Annotated in this window: 18 protein-coding genes; 12 read left to right on the forward strand and 6 right to left on the reverse strand. The window is 59.9% G+C overall.

Annotation, left to right across the window (positions count from 1 at the left end):
* Positions 1 to 24 precede the first annotated feature (24 nt).
* Positions 25 to 357, reverse strand: a complete 333-nt coding sequence (locus tag LDL32_RS03295) for a hypothetical protein (protein WP_233064495.1) — start codon at positions 355 to 357, stop codon at positions 25 to 27.
* Positions 358 to 702: 345 nt separating this feature from the next.
* Between LDL32_RS03295 and LDL32_RS03300 the strand changes: the two genes are divergently transcribed.
* Complete coding sequence (locus LDL32_RS03300) at positions 703 to 1,554, forward strand: SDR family oxidoreductase (protein ID WP_233064496.1); 852 nt, start codon at positions 703 to 705, stop codon at positions 1,552 to 1,554.
* 98 nt (positions 1,555 to 1,652) lie between these two features.
* Here LDL32_RS03300 and LDL32_RS03305 read toward each other — a convergent pair whose 3' ends face one another.
* Positions 1,653 to 2,840: a lipase family protein gene (locus LDL32_RS03305; RefSeq protein ID WP_233064497.1), complete on the reverse strand. Its 1,188-nt coding sequence runs from the start codon at positions 2,838 to 2,840 to the stop codon at positions 1,653 to 1,655.
* A gap of 91 nt (positions 2,841 to 2,931) precedes the next feature.
* Here LDL32_RS03305 and LDL32_RS03310 point away from each other — a divergent pair, with 91 nt between their 5' ends.
* From LDL32_RS03310 to LDL32_RS03325, 4 genes are all read left to right on the forward strand, one after another.
* A complete protein-coding gene (locus LDL32_RS03310) occupies positions 2,932 to 3,558 on the forward strand; it encodes a TetR/AcrR family transcriptional regulator (protein ID WP_370636629.1) in 627 nt (208 codons plus the stop codon).
* A gap of 323 nt (positions 3,559 to 3,881) precedes the next feature.
* Positions 3,882 to 4,946: an SDR family oxidoreductase gene (locus LDL32_RS03315; protein ID WP_233064498.1), complete on the forward strand. Its 1,065-nt coding sequence runs from the start codon at positions 3,882 to 3,884 to the stop codon at positions 4,944 to 4,946.
* A gap of 383 nt (positions 4,947 to 5,329) precedes the next feature.
* Positions 5,330 to 5,632, forward strand: a complete 303-nt coding sequence (locus LDL32_RS03320) for a general stress protein (protein ID WP_233064500.1) — start codon at positions 5,330 to 5,332, stop codon at positions 5,630 to 5,632.
* Between the two features lie 185 nt (positions 5,633 to 5,817).
* Positions 5,818 to 6,195 carry a PRC-barrel domain-containing protein gene (locus tag LDL32_RS03325; RefSeq protein ID WP_233064501.1) on the forward strand — a complete coding sequence of 126 codons (378 nt, stop codon included), beginning with the start codon at positions 5,818 to 5,820 and terminating at the stop codon, positions 6,193 to 6,195.
* 288 nt (positions 6,196 to 6,483) lie between these two features.
* Here LDL32_RS03325 and LDL32_RS03330 read toward each other — a convergent pair whose 3' ends face one another.
* Positions 6,484 to 6,885, reverse strand: coding sequence for a hypothetical protein (locus tag LDL32_RS03330; protein ID WP_233064502.1), 402 nt, complete (start codon positions 6,883 to 6,885; stop codon positions 6,484 to 6,486).
* A gap of 664 nt (positions 6,886 to 7,549) precedes the next feature.
* Here LDL32_RS03330 and LDL32_RS03335 point away from each other — a divergent pair.
* The 3 genes from LDL32_RS03335 to LDL32_RS03345 all read left to right on the forward strand — a co-directional run bounded on the left by LDL32_RS03335 (position 7,550) and on the right by LDL32_RS03345 (position 11,062).
* Positions 7,550 to 8,581, forward strand: coding sequence for a LacI family DNA-binding transcriptional regulator (locus tag LDL32_RS03335; RefSeq protein WP_370636743.1), 1,032 nt, complete (start codon positions 7,550 to 7,552; stop codon positions 8,579 to 8,581).
* 84 nt (positions 8,582 to 8,665) lie between these two features.
* Positions 8,666 to 9,529: a shikimate dehydrogenase gene (locus LDL32_RS03340; RefSeq protein WP_233064504.1), complete on the forward strand. Its 864-nt coding sequence runs from the start codon at positions 8,666 to 8,668 to the stop codon at positions 9,527 to 9,529.
* A gap of 39 nt (positions 9,530 to 9,568) precedes the next feature.
* On the forward strand, positions 9,569 to 11,062 hold the full coding sequence (locus tag LDL32_RS03345) for a sugar porter family MFS transporter (RefSeq protein ID WP_233064505.1): 1,494 nt from the start codon (positions 9,569 to 9,571) through the stop codon (positions 11,060 to 11,062).
* Positions 11,063 to 11,277: 215 nt separating this feature from the next.
* Here LDL32_RS03345 and LDL32_RS03350 read toward each other — a convergent pair whose 3' ends face one another.
* Positions 11,278 to 13,713: a TonB-dependent receptor domain-containing protein gene (locus LDL32_RS03350; protein WP_233064506.1), complete on the reverse strand. Its 2,436-nt coding sequence runs from the start codon at positions 13,711 to 13,713 to the stop codon at positions 11,278 to 11,280.
* Positions 13,714 to 14,108: 395 nt separating this feature from the next.
* Between LDL32_RS03350 and LDL32_RS03355 the strand changes: the two genes are divergently transcribed.
* Genes LDL32_RS03355 through LDL32_RS03370 form a run of 4 tightly spaced genes read left to right on the forward strand, consistent with a single transcriptional unit; the run spans position 14,109 to position 18,952 of the window.
* Positions 14,109 to 15,269, forward strand: a complete 1,161-nt coding sequence (locus tag LDL32_RS03355) for an acyl-CoA dehydrogenase family protein (RefSeq protein WP_233064507.1) — start codon at positions 14,109 to 14,111, stop codon at positions 15,267 to 15,269.
* 47 nt (positions 15,270 to 15,316) lie between these two features.
* Entirely contained in the window at positions 15,317 to 16,711 is a 1,395-nt protein-coding gene (locus tag LDL32_RS03360; RefSeq protein ID WP_255673777.1) for an NtaA/DmoA family FMN-dependent monooxygenase, read from the forward strand.
* A gap of 32 nt (positions 16,712 to 16,743) precedes the next feature.
* Entirely contained in the window at positions 16,744 to 18,009 is a 1,266-nt protein-coding gene (locus tag LDL32_RS03365; protein WP_233064510.1) for an MFS transporter, read from the forward strand.
* 37 nt (positions 18,010 to 18,046) lie between these two features.
* On the forward strand, positions 18,047 to 18,952 hold the full coding sequence (locus LDL32_RS03370) for a TauD/TfdA family dioxygenase (protein ID WP_233064511.1): 906 nt from the start codon (positions 18,047 to 18,049) through the stop codon (positions 18,950 to 18,952).
* Between the two features lie 286 nt (positions 18,953 to 19,238).
* On the opposite strand, the gene LDL32_RS03375 is transcribed toward LDL32_RS03370, so the two are convergent.
* Positions 19,239 to 19,628 (reverse strand): flavin reductase, encoded by a 390-nt coding sequence (locus LDL32_RS03375; RefSeq protein WP_370636630.1) that lies wholly within the window; start codon positions 19,626 to 19,628, stop codon positions 19,239 to 19,241.
* 89 nt (positions 19,629 to 19,717) lie between these two features.
* Positions 19,718 to 20,311, reverse strand: a complete 594-nt coding sequence (locus LDL32_RS03380) for an alpha/beta hydrolase (RefSeq protein ID WP_233064513.1) — start codon at positions 20,309 to 20,311, stop codon at positions 19,718 to 19,720.
* Positions 20,312 to 20,647 lie beyond the last annotated feature (336 nt).

The following is a 20,647-nucleotide window of genomic DNA, read 5'->3' on the forward strand; positions in this document are numbered from 1 at the left end:
TGTTGATGCCGCCTCTTTCCATCCTTACTGATTCCGGAGGGCTTCCGCCTCTTCTTTCCGGTCTGCAAACGGTACCTCACGCCGGTCATCGAGTTCATCCTGGCTACCGCCGGAATTGCCCAGATTTTCCTCCACCCATGCCTGTTCCACCGGCTGGCCGTTCTCATCAAGGGGAACAGGCGACTCAACAGGAATCTGCCCCGCATCGGGATTGCTTTCCATCCCGATCAGTTCGGATGCCGCCTCCGTATAGGCTTCCGGTCCACAACCGGGCTTGCCATCCGCTACCCACATTTCCTTCGCCTTGGTGGTAATGCGCGCTTGTGTCTTGGCAGAGGTTTCCAGCGGGTTGTCCATATCTCATATCCTTGCAAAATCTTTTAACAGGATGCCTGCGACCCGTTCGGTCCGTTACAGGCAACAGCGGACATCTCTGGCGCACGGCGCGCGGTTCCGGGTGCCATGGGCCTGAATATGACGGCTGCTTTCTGCGTCAGTACACGTAGGATAAAGCTTTGATGCATGTAAAGTTCGACTGGTTGTGCTGCATCTGCCAGATGGCCGCCTCCACCCGCTTTTTATCAAACCATCCGCGCGCTGGATCATTAAGCCTCCTGCACGCGGCCATCAGGGTCGCGCCATGCACGGACGGGCGGCCCGTATCGGGCTGCCACGCCAGGACATGAAATGGAGAAAGACGGCATGGGCAGGACTGTTCTCATCACCGGAGCGGGGTCGGGCTTTGGCAGGGCGGTGGCCCTGCAGCTGGCTGCACGGAACTGGAAGGTCATCGCGGGGGTGGAAATTCCGTCGCAGATATTCCAGCTGGAGCAGGAAGCCGCACATCACGGCGTGGGACTGCAGGTTGAAAAGCTCGACGTGACCGATCCCGCTGACCGTGAACGGTTCAGCACGCTGGATGTCGATGTCCTGCTCAATAACGCGGGTATTGGCGAAGGCGGATCAATGGTCGACATACCCGAGGAGAATTTACGCCGGCAGTTCGAAGTCAATGTGATTGGCCCGGTGCAGCTTACGCAGATGATTGCCAGACGCATGGCGGCACGCCGGGCGGGCAGGATTGTTTTCATGTCGTCCTGCGCGGGGCTGACATCAGATCCGTTTACCGGCGCGTATTCCGCATCGAAACATGCGATCGAGGCTATTGCGGAAGCGCTGGGTAAGGAACTGCAGGAATTTGGTGTGGCGGTGGCCACAATTAACCCCGGCCCGTTCCTGACCGGATTCAATGACCGCATCTTCGATTCATGGAAAAGCTGGGAAACCGATCCGGCACGCAACCTGTTCGATTACACGCGCATTGCCTATCCCTACAGGCAGTTTGGCATTGAACCGGTTGTGGAGACGACGGTGGGTGTAATCGAAGGCACGATAAACAGCTACCGCAATGTGGAACCGCGACAGAATGCGGAAATGCAGCGTCAGCAGATGGATGCGGCATGGACCAGGAAATCCGATGAAAACCTGGGAAAGCGCTTTGCCATGGTTGAAACCGCCTATGCAATGCAGCCCGGCATGCCGGCAGAGGGATAGGGCAGCCCACCTATGGGTGCGCCAATCCGCACATCCATGAGCCGCGCCGGTTCATGTCGATACACAGGCGCGGAAATGCCGCCGTGCCTGTGGTCCGGTCATTCAGGGACAGGGCTGCATTGCGGCGTTACGGCTTGGTCTGACATGACGGCCTGCGTGAAGGCAGCGGAATCAGGCAGCGAGGCATTGACCGTCTGGTCATGGCTGAGTCCCTTGTAGACATGTGCCTGAACCACCGTTCCCGCAGCACAGGCGGCCTTCACCAAGCCATATTGCAACGGTGGCGGCACGTCGCGGTCTAGTTCCCCCGTGCCGATAAACAGCGGCCGGGTCAGTCTGAGCGTCGGGTATTCCATGGCCGCCAGCGCCGGGGCAAGAGCTTTGGCAAAGCCTGGCTGCAACGAATTGCCAAAGGTCAGGCCGTCTTCCTTCACCCGGTCGGTCAGCTGGTAGACGCACAGCTTCGCCGCATCACGGTAGGCGGGCATGGCCTTGGGGGTAAAGGCGTCTTCTGGCCTGAAGGCATGGTCATGACCCGCCAGTCCCTGCGCCAGGTACAGCGTATAGACCATGACCGGGTTATACGACGCGCCCGGTGTGGGGGCCGCCATGATCTGCTGCATCAGGGCAGGGGTAATGTATGGTGCACCCGTGGCCACGGTGCCCCGGATATTCAGTTCCGGCGCGTAGGTCGGGGCAAAGGCGGCGGACGCAAAAGCCGCGCCGCCACCCTGTGACTGGCCCACGATCATGATCCTGTCCTGCAGTCCCGGCACTGATGCCAGTGCCGCACGAACGCCATCAAGCAGGCTGTAGGCCTCCACCCGCGTATCCAGATAGGCATGGCCACCGGGTGTGCCCAGTCCCTGATAGTCGGTGCCGACCACCGCAAAGCCGCGTTTCATCCATGCGGACAGGTACTGCCGGTTGCGTTCACTCCAAGGGTTGCCGGACGGAGCGCAATGATCCGCGACACCCACGGTACCATGTGCCCACGCCACGATAGGCCAGCCGCCAGCAGGCGGCTTGCCCGGCGGCAGGATGACTTCTGCCGTGACGGGCACAAGACCCGTGCCCGTTACACCGTTGGTGGAAAGATAGGTGATGCGCAGCGCCTGCCCCGCATCGGGCAGGCTGAACGCTGCCGGCAGGGGGGTGGAAGCCGTAAGCATGCCCGCATGGGCCTGGCCGGGAACAGACGCCGCACGGGCATGGATACCCGGCGCCACAAGACAGAACCCCATCAGCAGACGGGTGGCGAGGTAAACGGAGCGGGAGAAACGCACGCGATATCCTTCCTGGAATGGCCGGGCTTGCACATGATCATCGTGCAGGTTTAAACTTTACACTGTAAAGAATGATCGTCAGGGAATGCGGATGTCAAGTACCGATGACACTGTCTGTGCCCGCATGGCGCCGTCAGCACCCTCCGGCCAGCCAGTCCGGAAAACCTACCACCACGGCAATCTGCGCGCGGCCCTGCTGCATTCGGCCCGTGACCTGCTGGAAAAAAAGGGAATCACCGCCCTTGGCCTGCGCGCGATCACGCGGCATGCGGGTGTATCGGCTGCAGCGGCCATACCGCATTTCGGCAACCTTGCCGGACTGCTCAGCGTGCTTGCAACCATCGGGTATGAGGAACTGGCCCATGCCCTTGCCCCCACGCTGGGCCAGGGCACACAGCAGGCGGCGGGCATGGCTTACATACGTTTCGCCATGGATAATCCCGGCCTGTTTACCCTCATGTTCCGTAGTGATGCCATTGACCGCACGGAACCCGGTCTTGTCCACGCATCCGCACGAACATCCGCCATGCTGACCCAGTTGATCGGCAGTCTGCCCGGGCCCCATGCCGCCCGGACACGGGCCGGGACGCGGGCGGCTTTGTGGGGCAGGGTACACGGTCTTGCCGTGCTGGCGATAGATGGCCAGCTTGATGCCCTGCCAAGCCTTGAAGGACAGTCCATGTCGCTGGAAGCGCTGGTCGAGGACGCATTGCGATAGGTCGGCCTGACTGATGCCCGTCTGGCCGCATTGGGCATCTTTCGGGCAGACTGGTCCGGTTGCCACGTTTTTCCCCATTTTCGGGATGAACCGCCGGGCTGGCCTGATGCCGTGCGCGCATTGTGATCCGGGCACGGCAGGCATCTTTTGGTGGGTGGTCTTCCGCAATGGGTGCCTGACGGTGCATATCGGTCAGGTGTGCGGAATCCATTGGGCAATTTCCGGAAATTTCGTGGCAACCGGGGCACGAAAATGTGCCGGATTGTCATTTGCAGCGTTTCCCGACAGCGTGTGAAATCCACGTTTCATTCAGGGAGGGGCAGATGGCCCATACGGCTCTTGTTATTGGTGCGACGGGCATTGTCGGCCAGAACCTTGCCAACCGGCTTGTTGCCGAGGGCTGGAGTGTCCATGGTCTTGCAAGGCATGTCGAACACCTGCCTGGTACCATCATTCCGGTCGCGGCTGACGCGCTCGACCCGGCTTCCCTGCGGACCGCACTGGCGGGGACCGTTCCCACGCACGTCTTTTTCACCACATGGACCCGCCGCGCGACGGAGCGGGAGAACTGCATCGCCAACAGCGCGATGGTCCGCAATGTCCTGGACGCACTGCCGGAGCCGGGCGCCCTTGTTCATGGCAGTCTTGTCACCGGGCTGAAGCACTATCTTGGTCCGTTCGAGGCTTATGCACAGGGCGCGCCTCCACAGACTCCTTTCCGTGAGAGCATGCCGCGGCTGGACGTGGAAAATTTCTATTACAGTCAGGAAGACGTACTGTTCGAGGCAGCCCGAAGACTTGGCTTTGCATGGACGGTCCACCGTCCGCACACGGTCATCGGGTATGCGATCGGTAATCTCATGAACATGGGCACGACACTGGCCGTCTATGCGACACTGTGCCGCGAGACGGGGCTGCCATTCGTCTTTCCCGGCTCACCCGCGCAGTGGGGTGGTCTGACGGACGTGACGGATGCCCGCCAGCTTGCCAGCCAGATCCTGTGGGCGGCCACCAGCCCCGCCGGGCGCAACATGGCTTTCAATGTCGTCAATGGCGACGTGTTCCGCTGGAAATGGCTGTGGTCCGAACTGGCTGCGTGGTTTGGCATCCGGGCAGCGGATTATCCCGGCCATGCCACATCACTGGAACAGCTGCTGGCGGGGCAGGGGGCTGCCTGGGCGGATATCGCACGCCGACATGACCTGCGGGAAAGTGCATTCGACCGGCTGGCATCGGCATGGCACACCGATGCCGATCTGGGTCGTCCCATTGAATGCGTGACCGATATGAGCCTGAGCCGCAGGCTTGGCTTTACCGACTACCGGTACACACCGGACTCTTTTTTCGACCTGTTCGAACGACTGCGCGCCGGGCGTTACATTCCCTGACACCACATGTTCCATCCGGCTGACCGCACCAGCCTGACGTATTTGACAGAATGGATGCGCGGCAGGCGTGCGATCAGGCCGGATACGGGGCATACCCCGCCTGCACGCCCTGCCACCGATGCCGGAACAGGGCAGAGGTATGGTTATAGACAATAATTATGAATAATTCAGTCTAATTATATTTCACAATAGGGCCGGTTTCGAAATATAATATGGAATTCATATTTTTATATTGTTTCCACGATTATCCGCAACCATGAATGGGATGTGCCGTTGAGCCTCCCACAGCGTGCATTTTCGGGATCGCTTTCTTGCCAACCTGCTGGAGCGCAAGGAAAAACAAGGGTCCCCTGTAGCCGCTGCGATATGGAAAGGTGAAGATCATGAGCTATCATATCTCCCTGCATGACCGTACCGGCCTGCCCGCAATGGCCCCGGCTGACAGCCGCGGGGGTGGTGGGGCCGCCCACAATCCCGGCAACTTTGCCAATGACCCGGCCCGTGCCGCCGAAGCGGGGCACAAGGGGGGGCAGCACAGTCACGGCGGCACAGGCCACACACCGGAAAAAACGAAGGAAGCCAGCCACGCGAAGGGCACGCACGGTTCGGGCAACTTTGCCGATGATCCGAAGCGCGCGGCAGAAGCCGGGCGCAAGGGCGGCCAGCGCAGTCATGGCAAGACATGAATGATTCTGGTGGGGCAGTAGCCGTAACACGGTCCTGCCGCCCGCCTTCAGGAACGCATCATCCGTTCGCGCAAGCGTGCATGAACCGGCACATACGCCTGATGACAGGTCGATGGGTCGGCAGCCCCAGCCATGGCGGGTGGTACGCGCGGAACGGCCAGTATGAAAAGCAATGGAGAAACATCATGTCCGAGACAATGACAAATGGACTGGGCGACAAGCATGACCTGATCTCCTCCGATCAGGTCGAAGGCACGGCCGTCTATTCCCCGGCAGGCGAAAAGCTTGGTACGGTAAGGTATTTCATGGTCGATAAGATCACAGGCGAGGTTGCCTATGTCGTCATGAGTTTTGGCGGGTTCATGGGCATGGGAAACAGCTATCATCCCTTGCCATGGAAATCCCTCAATTATGACCGCAACCGTGGTGGCTATGTTGTCGCCCTTACACACGAACAGCTTGAAGCCGCACCCGCCTATACCGAAAATACATCGCCGGACTGGAGCAACAGCACCTACGGCAGCCAGATCGATACCTATTATGGTGGATTGCCGCGCCCATAAGGTTCCCGACAGGCATCAGGAACCAGAAATGACGAAAATCCCGGGACATCCCCTTTCCGGGGAAGGCTGTGTTGCGTGAAGCTGTCCGCAAAGGATCTTCATGCCTGCATGCCGTAAAGGAGCCCGGACACTGAAATGCAGGTCATGGTCATGCCATACCTGCATTTTTTTATCTCAGGTTGGGATGATTATCCTGCCACGCCCGTCATAGCCCGTGCTTTACCGTCCCGCCTGCATGCCGTATCCGGTCATGGCAAGACGGTAATACAAAAAGACGCTTACCGTATCTCAGTCATATACGACATCATCCGGCCAGGTCTGTTCCTGCAGGGCCAGTGGGTTGATGCGGTTGACCTGACGTTCTTCCGCGATCCAGCCGGGAATGGTGTGAATCTCACCATGATGATCCAGAATGAGCAGGACGTGGCCCAGGTCATACGTCATCTGCCCGGATGCATTTGCGTGCATCGGACAGAACAGCAGCACACCTTTCACACTGTCCCGACCGGTATCAATCTCTATCCATAGATCAGGCAGTCTTGCCCCCATACGGGCGCGTACACGCCCCATCCGTTCCCATATTCCCTGCAGGACTTCATCTTCCTTGAACTCATGCAGTATCATGTACTGCCGTGGGGTCAGGTTGATATCCTCAAGCTGGTCTGCCGTGATCAGGGCTGTCATGACCATGGTTGTCTCTCCATACGGCGGGTGTGGGTATTTCCCGCCATTGTCATCTGTCCGGATCATCCATCATATACGCCGTAATGGCAGAACGGACGCCCCAGCGCCATGTCCGGCAGTAACATGACGAACCGGCCCATGACGTCAGGCAGACTGGCACGCACAGACGAACACGCCGGTCATGTCCAGTCCATCATACGGCAGTACCTATATTGGAACATCCATGCCATAAAAATGGTGTGAATGCGGGACTGCCATGCGCGGCAGACCGCTGTATCGGAAAAAATCGACATAACCCGGAATACCGGCGGACATCGTACGAGTTTTCCCACCACCCGTCGGCGTACTGGCCGGAGGGCATGGATGCCTGCCGTCCGGCACAAGCAGCGGACATGAGGCGAGCGAGATCACGGTCATGCTCTTCATCGACACGTGATGTTGCTGATGCCCTTTATGGTCCCGGCCCCGCTAACCACCGTGAACGTCCCGGTCGAATTCCATCTTCACCAGAACCAGTTCCCGGAATTCGTGAACGGGTACGGCCTGATATCTGTGTTCCGCCCGCATCGTGTCCTGCGGGGACTGGGGGCGAAAAACGGGAAAAAAGACACGGACCGGACCCGCGGCATGGCGCTGACGCGGGGGTGGGGATAAACTTGATCCCAGCCATATAGGGCAGGAGCAGACCGCCATTCGCACCATTACGTCCATTGATGTCGCCCGGGTTGCCGGGGTATCGCAGTCAGCTGTGTCCCGCGCGTTTTCTCCCGGTGCCAGCATCTCGCCCGAAACCAGGCGGAAGGTGCTGGAAGCGGCGGCCAGTCTTGGTTACCGGCCCAACCGCATTCCGGCCATCATGCTCTCGGGGCGGTCATACATGGTTGGCGTGGTCATCGGCGGACTGGAAAATCCGTTCTATGCCACGGCCATTGAACGCCTGGCGACCGCCCTGCGTGAAAGTGGCCTGCAGGTGCTGCTCATGCATGTGGATGATGCCCTTACGCTTGACAGCGCGCTTGACCAGTTGGTCAGTTACCGGATCGATGCGGTCGTGACCTCACTTGCAATCGGGTCGGAAGCCGTGGCACAGGCGCTGTGCGCGCTTCGCATTCCGGTTGTCTGCTTCAATTCATCGCTGGTGGGGCCGTGGATTTCAACGGTCAATTCCAACAACCACGGGGCAGGGCGTATCGCCGCACGCCTGATGGTGGAACGGGACGTGACGCGCCCGGTCTGGCTGGCTGGTCCCACCAAGAACGCGGCCTCCCGCGCACGTGGCGAAGGGTTCCGCATGGAGCTGCAGGAAGCGGGAATTCCTGAAACCGAACGTATCCGGCTACAGGGTAACGATACATACGACAGCGGGTACGAAGCCATGCGCCGGCTGCAAGAACGGGGCATCCGGCCAGAGGGTATTTTTTCCAGCAACGACATGATGGCCTGCGGTGCAATCGATGCCCTGCGCGAAGAAATGGGCCTGCACTGCCCCGATGACGTGATCATCATGGGATATGACAACATTCCGCAGGCGGCATGGCGCAGCTATGGCCTGACATCCTTCGACCAGCGCACGGGGCGGATGGTCACGCGCGCCATGGAACTGCTGGATGAAGCCCTGGAAAAAAAAGACAGCCCCTTTTCACGCACATGTGTCGTTGACGCGCAGTTGATCGAACGCAACAGCACGGCCCGCACTGGCTGACTGATTGGGGCTTGCGCCCGGACATGAAAAGCGTGTTGTCTTGCATAGCTATGCAACGCAACACCCATCTGCTAGGAACACCGCATGAGCACCCAGAATTTCCGCAGCATTCTGACCGGTTCGTTTTCCACCCCCTGTGCCGACAATCCCACCGTCGCCATGATAGAGGCGGCTTACCGCCACGATGGCATCGATGCGCGCTACATCAACTGTGACGTCAAGGCCGCGCATCTGGCTGCGGCGGTAAAAGGCGCCGTTGCCATGGAATGGGCGGGCTTCAACTGCTCGCTGCCGCATAAGGTGGCCGTTATCGAATATCTGGATGAACTGACCGAAGCCGCACGGATCATTGGTGCCGTGAACTGTGTCGCCATACGCGATGGCCGGCTGGTTGGCACCAATACGGATGGCAAGGGTTTTCTTGCCTCACTCAGGGACGTGGTTGATCCGGCCGGCAGAAAGGTCTTCATGCTTGGCGCGGGTGGAGCGGCCCGGGCCATTGCGGTGGAACTGGGATTGGCTGGCGCCGCGCACATAACGGTCGCCAATCGTGATGCGGCCAAAGCCGAAACCATTGCAGCCGTGGTGCGCGACAATACCGGAAGCGACGCAACCGGCAGGCCATGGGCGGGCAAGGCCCGCATCCCCGCAGGCACCGATATTGTCATCAACGCAACATCTGTCGGCCTGGGGGACGCGCGGGCCATGCCTGAAATCGACCTTGACACGCTGGCAAAGGGGCAGGTCGTGGCAGATGTCATCCCCAATCCGCCCCTGACCCGTTTCCTGCGCGAGGCCCGTACACGGGGCTGCACCACGCTTGATGGTCTGGGCATGCTGGTCAATCAGGGCGTGATCGGCGTGGAATTCTGGCTGGGCAGAACCGTGGATGCAGGCGTGATGAAACAGACCCTGCGCGATATTTTTGGCGCCTCGGACGCAGGCTGAAAGACGGCATTCCTGACATTGTGAAAAGGAAATCCCGGCATGTCTTCCACCCCGGACATCCAGCATATCTCCCGCCATCACGCGCACAGACGCGCCCTGTCCGCGCTGGCGGATCTGGTGCATCGGGGGGACCAGACGCTGTCGGCGCGCCGGTATGTATCCATCGCCGCCGCCGTTGCCGCCGTGGGTGGCCTCCTGTTCGGATATGATACCGGAATCATCGCATCCGCCCTGATTTTTGTGACACAGACATTCTCACTCTCGACAGCAGGGCAGGAATGGGTTGCAGCGGCCCTGAACATCGGGGCGATTTTTGGAGCCCTGCTCAGCGGCCCGGTATCGGACCGGTGGGGGCGACGTCCGGCCATCATGGCAGCGGCTGGCGTTTTCGTCGCCGCATCAATGGGGTGCGGGCTTGCGCCTGATGTCGGTGTCCTGATTGCCGCGCGCCTGTGGCTGGGTGTTGCGATTGGCGCGACCACGCAGATCGTGCCGGTCTATGTGGCGGAACTGGCCCCGGCGTCACGGCGCGGGGGGCTGGTGTCACTGTTCCAGCTTGTCTTTTCGCTTGGCCTGCTGCTGGCTTTCCTGGTGGGATATGAACTGTCCGGCGGTGCCCAGTCATGGCGGGTGATGTTCATGCTGGGGGCCATTCCGGCAATCCTGCTTGCGCTTGGCATGCTTTTCCTGCCCGAAAGCCCGCGCTGGCTGCTGCATCATGACCATGAGCAGCGCGCCGTCTCGATCCTGTACAAATTGCGCGGACATACGGATATTGTCCGTCAGGAACTGGATGATGTCCTGACGGTAGATGCGGCGGAAATACCCGGCACCCACGGGACGGGCCTGAAACAGCGCTGGATCCGCCCGGCTCTGGTGGCCGCACTGGGCATCGCGGCATTTTCCCAGTTGTCCGGCCCCAATGTCATTGTCTATTACGCGCCCATCATCCTGTCACAGGCCGGGCTTGGCCATTCGGCAGCGCTGCTGACGTCCGTTTCCGTCGGCGTCACATCCACGATCACGACGGCCATGGGCATTGCACTGATAGACCGGATCGGCCGCCGCCGCATGATGCTGTACATGCTGCCGGTAGCGGCCCTGTCGCTGTTCGTGCTGGGGGCCGTGTTCCTCAGTTCCGCGCCTCTTGCCGGGGTTCGTCTGGTCCTTATGGTCGCATCCCTGCTGGGTTACATATTTTTCAATTTCGGCTCGCTCTCCGTGGCGGTCTGGCTTGTGGCCGCTGAAGTCTTTCCCCTGTTCGTTCGCAGCAAGGCCATGGGCATGGCGAGCGCCACGGTATGGCTGTCCGACACGCTTGTCTCCCTTGTCACATTATCACTGGTTGAGGCACTGGGCACGACAGGTACCTTCTGGCTGTTCGGTTTCATCAATGTCGCGGCCTTTGTCTTTGTATGGAAATACGTGCCGGAAACCGCCGGAACCACGCTGGAAGAGATCGAAAGCGCGCTGCGATCCGGCACGTTCTACACGAATATGACCAACCGGACCGCCCCACGCCCGAAGTCCTGACCATGCAGGCGACGGCCATCGTGTCTCTGGCCGGGAACGCTGGGCCTATGGGGTGCGCGGGATCGGGCAGCCGGTTGTTTGCGATTGATCTTTCCATGCCTGCCGCCCATTCACAGCACTGGCGGCGTTGTGACCACGCAGGGCGAGTGGGCCTGCCAGCGTTGATGACAGGCCCGATCTTTTGAAGGCTGATGGCTGCCAGCACGGCCATCATGTTAGAAATCGGCCTTGATGGACCCAAAAAACTGACGTGGCGCGCCCAGTGCGACGGACTGGTAATCACCACTCATGGGAAAGCCGTTCTGCCCCATGGTCGAAATGTAGTGCGCATTGGTTATATTATAGATATTCAGATCAAGCGTCAGCCGGTGCAGGATCGATGAATCCGTCCGGTGATTGACAAAATGGGTCAGGTCATACTGAACCCCGACATTGGTCAGCCAGTATGACGGCACCTTCTCATCCCCCGTATAGCTCAGGTTCCGCCTGCCGATATACTGCACGTCCGCGTGGATCTGCGCATCGTGCCAGTGATATGAAAGCTGGCCCTTGTACATCAGCCGGGGATAGGCCACGACCTGCTGGCCTTTTACATTATAGGTCGTAACGCCAGAACTGGTGGTTTCTGCAACATTATCGGAATAGGTGGCATGGTCGTAGCTGATGCTGCTGGCCACCTCCAGGCCCGCAACCGGGCGTACCGAAAAACCGGCATCCACCCCGTTCATCGTAACGGCGCCGACATTCTTGATCACCGTATAGGGGTTGTTGGGACTACCGGTAGAGATCTGCTGCAGGCGGTTTGAAAAATCGGTGTGATAGGCATAGACCGAACCGGAAATCAGTCTGGACGTGTAGCGGTAGCCTACAGCATAATTCCAGTCGGTTTCAGACTGGATACTGCCGCGGGAAGCCTGATAGGCGGCCTGTGTGGTCGCAAATGGCGATGCGCCGCTGTTATAGGCCGAAACGGGCAGGACCTTCACGTTTTCCGCCACGTCAAAGTAAAGCTGGTGCCCCGGCAGAAAGGACCATTGCCCGCTGATATGCGGCAGGAAAGGCTTGGCCGTGGTCAGCCCGTCACCACCCGCAATGGCGGTGGTGCGGGTATAGGTTTCCCAGTTGGCGGGGGCACTGACACGTGTCGTATTCAAAACCGAGCGGAAACCGAAGTGAAACGCAAGGTTTGATGTCGGGTGATACGTATCCTGCACATAGGCCATGAAGGTATTGGTATTGAATATCTGCTCATATTCCTTGCGGTAATATCTGTTGTCGAGATGCAGGCCATCCACCGGGGTGGCCGTGCCATTCTCGACGTCCGACAGCAGGGGTTCGTCATAGGCGTTCTTGTTCTGGGTGTATCTGGTGTTTTCAAACCATACACCACCATTGATCGCGTTTTTTGCAACCTCGTAAGACACGGAAGACAGCACGCCAAAACGGTTGGTATCGGGAATGGTCGCCTGTTCCACAAAGGGTGCGCCGGTGGTCGATTCAATCAGCGGGCTGGTAACGGTACCAACCTTGTAGGAACGGTGCCCGTAGAAGGTGGTGTTCCAGCGCACCCTGTCGGTCAGGGCCAGATCCGCAGTGACGCCACCAAAATATTCCCGCTCCATGCCCGCGCCATCATAATAGGATGCCGTGTAGGGAGAGGACAGCCTGCCATACGCCGCCGGTACCGCCCCGCCGGGCCTGCCATTGGCGGCCAGGGCAAGACGATAGGCCGTGGCATAGCCGTTGGGCGTGCCTTCGAGGTTGTCTATGCCGTAATTGCCGCTGTTGAACATGTTCATGCTGTAGTCCTGATAGTTCTGCATCTGCTCGTTACTGTAATCAAAGAAGGCAGAAATCCTGCTATCCTGACCGATGGGCTGGACAAACTTGCTGTTCACCTGTTCCATGAACTGATCCTGGCCACCGCGCCATTTCCGGGTGTCATTGCGCATGTACGATACCCAGAATCGCGTGCCAGAGCGGTTGAGGTCACCGCTGTCAGCCCGTACGAAGGTATGGTACATCGCGTTGCTGCCAAAGGTCTGCGCCACGGTGCCGCCAGCCTTGTGCGACGGATCACGCGATACGAACTGCACCGTCCCCCCCAGGTTGCTGATGCTGGCCGCCCCTTCCGACCCGGCCGAGGCGGATACATCCATCCGGCTGATATTTTCGGAAGAAATGGCCGAAGCCGGGCTCAGTCCGTTGGAATTGGACCATTGCTGGTCACCCAGCGGCATGCCGTCCATCGTCATGCCAATCTGGTTCTGGTTGAATCCGTGCATCAGGAATGACGTGGCCCAGGTATTGACCCCCTGCGGATCGGCCGAATTGTACATGACGCCGGGCAGGACCGTCAGGGCCTTGAGCGCGGTCGTACCGGGCACGAAATCGGCAATGGTGGCTGAAGTAACCGGCGTTACGACCCAGTTGGCCTGCCTGCGGCTGCGCACATCCACATATTCCGTGCCCGCGTGCGCGGGGGTGCGCGATGCCGCCCTTGCGGTGGCTGGCCGCCGGCTGGCTGCGGGGTCGCGCGTAACGGCGCTGTCCTGAACATCCGCCGCCCAGGCCGGTGCGCATCCAAAAACCACAAAGCAGATCGTAAGGGCAACGGGGCCGGAACTGGACGGTACTCTGGTTTTTTTCACGATACACTCCTCAAGACCCGAAAGGGAGCGGGGCCTCTGGCGGGATATAACTATTTTTAATAGTGGATATATGCAACGCATCACTCAGATTCGTCGCTTACATACGAATCACCAGATTTATGAACGAGTCAATATCGTTGTAATTTTAATTATACGATCGGTGTGAAATTTAATGGTTGTTAAATCACGATGGTACTGCCAACGTGAATGGAGAAAACAACTATAAATAATCGTTGTTTTGGATGGATCGTACCCTGTCCGGGCGGGGTTTCCGCCCGTCAGGCACGGCCCATCCTTTCCAATTCAGGAGTCAGATTGTGGTTACAGCGGTCCAGACATTTTATCCCGCACGCTCCAGAACCCTGTGGGGCGACGACGCGCAGCCGGCATTCCAGGTGGCACAGGAAAGGTTCGCCCCCATCCTGGATAGCATCCGCCAGGCTGCCGTACAGGCGGAAACCGAGCGGAAACTGCCGTTCGAAGCCATTACCCTGCTGAAAAACGCCGGTTTCACCGCCATCCGCATTCCCGTGCGGTTTGGCGGTCTGGGACTGTCACTGGTCGATCTGTTTGAATTCGTCATCGACCTCGCAGCAGCGGATTCCAACATAGCCCAGGCGCTGCGGGCCCATTTCGGGCTGGTGGAACACCTGCTTTGCGTGCCGGAGGGCGATTACGCCACCCGCTGGTTCACCCGGCTGGGCCGGGGCGAAATCGCGGGTGCCGCCGCGGCCGAGGCCCCTCATGCCAGCCGCGACCGGTTCGAGACCAGCCTGACCGAGCACGATGGCCTGTGGCGCATCAATGGCACCAAATTCTTTACCACCGGCTCACTCTACGCTGACTGGCTGACCGTCACCGCCACGACGGCGGATGGCCGCACGGCCAAATGCATTGCATCGCGCCATGACCCGGGGCTCGAAATAGTGGATGACTGGGACGGAATCGGCCAGCGCCTGACGGCAAGCGGCACGGCACATTTCACCAACGTGAAGGCACAGGATAACGAATATCATTTCGGCAATACCGAATTCCCGTATTCGCAGGCGTTCTTCCAGCTCTACCATCTTGCAACCGCAGCAGGCATTGCCCAGGCGGCCGCACGCAGCGTGGCGGACGCCGTAAGACAGCGCAAACGCGGTTTTACGCACGGTAACAGTGAAACACCGGCAACAGACCCGCAGATACTGGAAATTGTTGGCAAGGTATCCTCGGCGGCCTTTGCCGCAACGGCCATTGTCCGGCAGGCGGCCCGTGCCCTGCAGGCCGCTTATGAAAGCGGCGAGCCCGAGCGTGGTCCCGCCGTCATCAGGGCGGAACTGGAAGTCTGGCAGGCGCAGGAAATCATCTTTCCCCTTACGCTGGAAGCAACCACGCTGCTGTTCGATACGCTGGGGGGCACCGCAACCCTGCGCCGTACCGCGCTGGACCGGTTCTGGCGCAACATCCGCACCATTGCCTGCCATAACCCGCGTGTCTATCGCACCCGCGTGGTGGGCGACTATGCGGTAAACGGCACGCTCCCGCCCGAACAGTGGCGGGTCGGCACGGTCTGAACCGGCCCGATCAAGCAGAAATACCAGAAAAAGGGTAGGGGGTTACAATGCCCAGCATTTCGCCGGAAAATAATCATATAATACTGAATGCCTTTACAATGGCGACGGTTTCGCACCTGAATTACGGATTATGGCGCCATCCGGATGACCAGACCTATCGCTATACCGAAATTGAGTACTGGGTCGAACTGGCACGCTCACTGGATGAGGCCGGGTTTGACTGCCTGTTCATTGCCGATGCACTGGGGCTGATCGATGTTTACGGACACAGCCCGGATGCCTCGCTGCGTCATGGCATCCAGTCGCCGCTGATTGACCCGCTGCTGCTGGTGTCCGCCATGGCGGCGGCCACACGTACGCTGGGGTTTGGCATAACGCTCTCCACGACGTACGAGCACCCTTATCTCGCAGCGCGGAAATTCACGACACTGGACCACCTGACACGGGGGCGCATTGGCTGGAATGTCGTGACATCCCAGCAGGAAAGTGCCGCACGCAACCTGCTGGGGCTGGAGCAGCAGGTCCCCCACGGCGAACGCTACGCCAGGGCCGAGGAGTTCATGGACGTGGTCTACAAGCTCTGGCAGGGATCGTGGGAGGATGATGCCGTCATACGGCAGTCCGGCCCGGGCGTGGACAGCATCTATACCCGCCCCGAAAAGGTCCATGCCATCGGGCATGAAGGGCGGTATTACCATGTGCCCGACGGCCATGTGGCACAACCCAGCCGCCAGCGCGTACCGCTGGTGCTGCAGGCCGGTACATCCCCGCGCGGATCCGAATTCGCGGCCCGCCATGCGGAGGTGGTGTTTGTCGTGGGCGCGGGCGCGCAGGGCGTGCGCGACAACGTGCGCCGGATCAGGGACCTTGCGGCCGGTTACGGGCGTGACCCGGCGAACATCAAATTCGTGACGGCCGTGGCCGTGGTGACCGATACAACGGAACAGGCCGCACGGGCCAGGCTGGCGGAATACATGCGGTATTATGATCCGGTTGGCTCGATCATCCATTATTCATCCATGACGGGTGTCGATTTTTCCCGCACGCTGCATGATGAAGTGCTGCGCTACCAGCCGACACAGGCCAGCCAGTCCGTGCTCAGGCAGTTCGATCCTGCCGTAAGCGGGCGTGAGTGGACACTGGCGGAAGCCGCCAACCCGCAAAACGGCTTTGGCCGCGCGCGCACGTTTGTCGGCGCCCCCACGCAGGTCACGGACGAGATCGAACAGTGGCTGGAGGATTCCGAAACCGATGGCATCAACCTGATCCAGCTTGTGAATCCGGCCAGCTACCGGGATTTCGGGGAACTGATCATTCCCGAACTCCGCAGCCGCGGGCGTGTCCGCCCCCGTTCCGGCCTGTCACTGCGGGAAAAGATATTTCCCCATAACGGTTCAGCCCGGCCGGGCAGGGACCATCCGGCGGCACGTTACGCCTTCTGAAGCACCGGCCGCTGCCCAACAGGATACATGCCATGGAAGCCATACGGCACGAAGCGGGACGCACCCCGCTGGATTTCGGATTTCAGTATGCGGGCCTGCTGCTGTTCATGATCGGGGACGGGGTGGAGGTCGGCTATCTTTCCCCCTATCTCGTCAGCCTGGGGGTGAACGAACATCATGTCGCCCTGCTGTTCACGGTCTACGGGCTTACGGCCGCCATGGCGGCGTGGGCGTCGGGCGTGCTGTGCGATATATTTGGCAGCAGGCGTGTCATCGTGGCCGGTATCGTGCTGTGGATCGTACCGCAGGGCGTTTTCCTGGCCTATGCCATTCCCCACCGCGATGCGGCGTCCATCCTGCTGAGCTACGGCATACGTGGCGCGGGCTATCCGCTGCTGGCCTATGGAATCCTGACCCTGATCATGAAGGAGGTCAGGCAGGAACGGCGCGGCTTCGCATCCGGCCTGTTCTGGTTCTGCTTTACATGCGGGCTACCCACCATGGGCACGATCATTGCACAGCTGTCGCTGCCCTTGCTGGGTGAATACCGTACGCTCTGGCTGGCGTTCGGGGCGGTACTGGCCGGTGGCGCACTGGCGCTGGTCTCGCTTGTGGAAAGTCCGCGCCCGCCAGCCAGCCGCAGGGGCAGCGCAATAAAGGGGGAACAGATCGCGCGTCTTGTCATCGGCCATCCCTCCCTTGTGCTGACATGCGTGGCACGTGCCATCAATTCCAGTGCGACGCATGGCATAATCGTTTTCATGCCCCTGTATTTCATCAATGACGCGGGCATGACGAAGAACCAGTGGATGCTGTTCCTTGAGGTCATCTTTGTCAGCAATATTGTCTTCAATGTTGTATTCGGCGCGTTGAGCGACCTCATTTCCTGGACGCGGACGGTCATCTGGGTAGGGGGCGTGGGCAGTGGCGTGACCTGCCTGCTGCTGTACTGGGTGCCGCATCTGTACGGTCATGCATCCCCCTTTTATGTCTATCTGACCGGTGCCCTGTTCGGGCTGGCACTGGCGGGTTACGTGCCGCTTTCCGCCATGGCGCCATCGCTGCTGCCCGCCAGTCCGGGGCTGGCCATGTCCTTCCTGAACTTTGGCGCGGGCTGCAGTGTCTGGCTGGGGCCGCTGGTGGTCTATGTATTCCAGCCCAGCCTTGGCGTAGCGGGGGTCATCTACATCTATTCCGGGCTGTTCTTTTTAAGCGGCCTGCTGGTTTCATGGATCAGGGTGCCCGCCCTGAACACCATTGCGCCACGGAACGTGTCGACCGTCAGGCTGCGTGCCTGAACACAGATCTTCATTCATTGGACAGAGGAGAACAGGAATGTCTTCCATTCCGGCTACCCACGATCTCAGGGTGGAAAAGGCAGGCGCGCGCCTGGGCGCGGTCATACACGGCCTTGACGCGACACAGGTCATTCCCCCGCACAAGCAGGCGTTCCTGCTTGATGCGCTGGTCAGGCACAAGGTCATTTTCCTGCGCGACCAGTTTCTGGATGACGAGCAGCATGAACGGCTAAGCCGTGTTTTTGGCACACCGATCCTGCACCCCACCATATCGGCCCCGCCGGGCACGAAATATACGTTCGAACTCAGGTCCCGTAATGGCCGTTCGACGGATTCATGGCATACGGATGTCACCTTCGTCCCCAATTATCCGAAGGCATCCATACTGCGCGCCATTGAAATTCCCCCTTATGGCGGGGCTACATTATGGGCAAATACCGCCACCGCCTATGATGACCTGCCCGAAGCACTGAAGCGGCTGGCAGACACGGCATGGGGTATTCACTGCAATGATTACGACACCAATTATTACAAGTTTGATTCCCGCAAGGAGGAAATAGCCGACTTCCGCGCCGAATTCATTTCCAGGATATACCGCACGGAACACCCCGTGGTGCGCGTCCACCCCGAGAGTGGCGAACGTTCGCTTGTCCTGGGGCACTTCATAACCGGGCTGAAGGGTTTCCCGACCCGGGAGGCAAACCGGATTGTCGATATCCTGCAGGATTACATAACGCAGATTGAAAATACCGTCAGCTGGAACTGGAAGCCGGGCGATGTCGCCATATGGGACAACCGTGCGACCCAGCATTATGCCCCGGCTGATTTTGACAGCCACCCTCGGGAACTGCGTCGCATCACGGTAGAAGGCGACGTGCCTGTCAGCGTGGATGGGCGCAGGAGCCGGCTGGTTACTGATCCGGATGCACGCGACGCCAGTTGAGCCGGACCGTCCCGGCGGAAGCGGGGCACGCCAGCGGCCAGCACGGGCAATCCCCCCGTGCTGGCCAGACAGGACAGTGAAACGATGCGCTGGCCCTGATGCTATCGGGTATTCACGGCGGCCAAAAACCATGAAAGCACCGGTTGAACCATGCCAGCCCGGTTTTTTCCCGCATGTGAATCCAAATGGCCTGCACGGCGCAGGACATCGTGCCGACCCGATACAGGGACGGCAGCAATGCGGTAACCCGGTATAGCGGGTGCATAAAGCAACAATGGCGCGCCGGTCATGCCCGTGCGCCATGTTGTAGCGGCCGTGAATTTTTTCCGTGCTTCGGCGGCCGCTGGCAACGATACCGGCGATAGTTTCCTGCCCCTGTGCCAGCAGCCTGATCCCTATGAGACACCCCTACGCACAAAAAAGCCGCATGCGAACGCTTGGAGCGGTTCAGACAGACCAGCACCGTAGATGGATCATCGCTGACGCGGGTAATGGCCGGTACCGTCAGGCCGTGCTGCCCGGCGGGACCATTGGGGGTGATGACTGTAAACGGTGCCCCCAGCCGGCTCATGGCATCCCGAAACAGATCGCTCCGTCCGGTCGTACTAGCAGACAGTATCAGTCCGTATGCCGGACGTCCTTTGTGGCCCGGCAGCAGGGCGCCGCCGGGCACCATGGTCCATGTCGGGAAGATCAGGCAGAAGCCTGAGCGCAGGCAGTCTGCCGACGGTTCCGGCAGGTCACGGCACCGGATGCAGGGGAGCGTTATCGGCGGGGAAGGGTACGTGCAAAACCGGCCAGTGCCGCCATGCCCGCATGCCACGGGCCGACATTCGAGGTATTTCCGATATGTCCCAGACTACCGGCATCCACGACCGTTGCGTTCCATTGCCGGGCGAGGGCATGCGCCCGGTCAACGCCAAGCCATTCATCATTACGGCTTGCAACCAGCATGGCAGGAAAGAAAAGCGGGGCTGTGGGAAGGGGTGAAAATCCGGTTATGCGGGCGACATCGGGACCGTCATGGTGGTCGATATCGGCTGGCGCAACCAGAAAGGCACCGGCCACGCCTGCCAGTTCCTGATCCTGCGCCAGCCGGGCAACAAGAACGGCACCGAGGCTGTGGGCCACCATGATGACAGGCCGGGCGGCATGCCGCATGGTGCGTAACAGGCCATGTTTCCAGTCAGGGTAATGCGGGCGCGCCCAGTCATGCTGGACCGCGCGGTGCACATTCACACCGCGAGCCCGCAGAACAGTCTCCCACCGTGACTGCCAGTGGACAGGTGGCGAACCGTCCAGGCCAGGTACAATAACGACATCGAACCCGGCAAGGGCATAGGCCAGTTCGGCCTCCATGCCAGCATGCTGATCATCAGGGAGCTTGCAGGGGCGTGCAGACCGTGACGCACCGGAAAGCGGCAATACAGGAGGCTGGACACCATCCCCATGCCCGGCTGCGGTGACCCGATCCGGGGCAGGGGCCGTATATGCTGCGGGCATGAAACCGCGGACTGGTGCATCGGAAGCGACTGTTCCCGGTTGAGTGTTCATATGCCTTAATCTCAATACGGTCCGTGAATTACCATACTAATATATCACATTGTGCAATATTTTATAGTGATATTTTTAATTATCAGAAAAATCCGTGCGCCATACCCATGCATGGAGTAATCCATTCATTCATACAGGACA

The organism is Komagataeibacter sp. FNDCF1 (genome assembly GCF_021295335.1).
Lineage (GTDB): Bacteria > Pseudomonadota > Alphaproteobacteria > Acetobacterales > Acetobacteraceae > Komagataeibacter.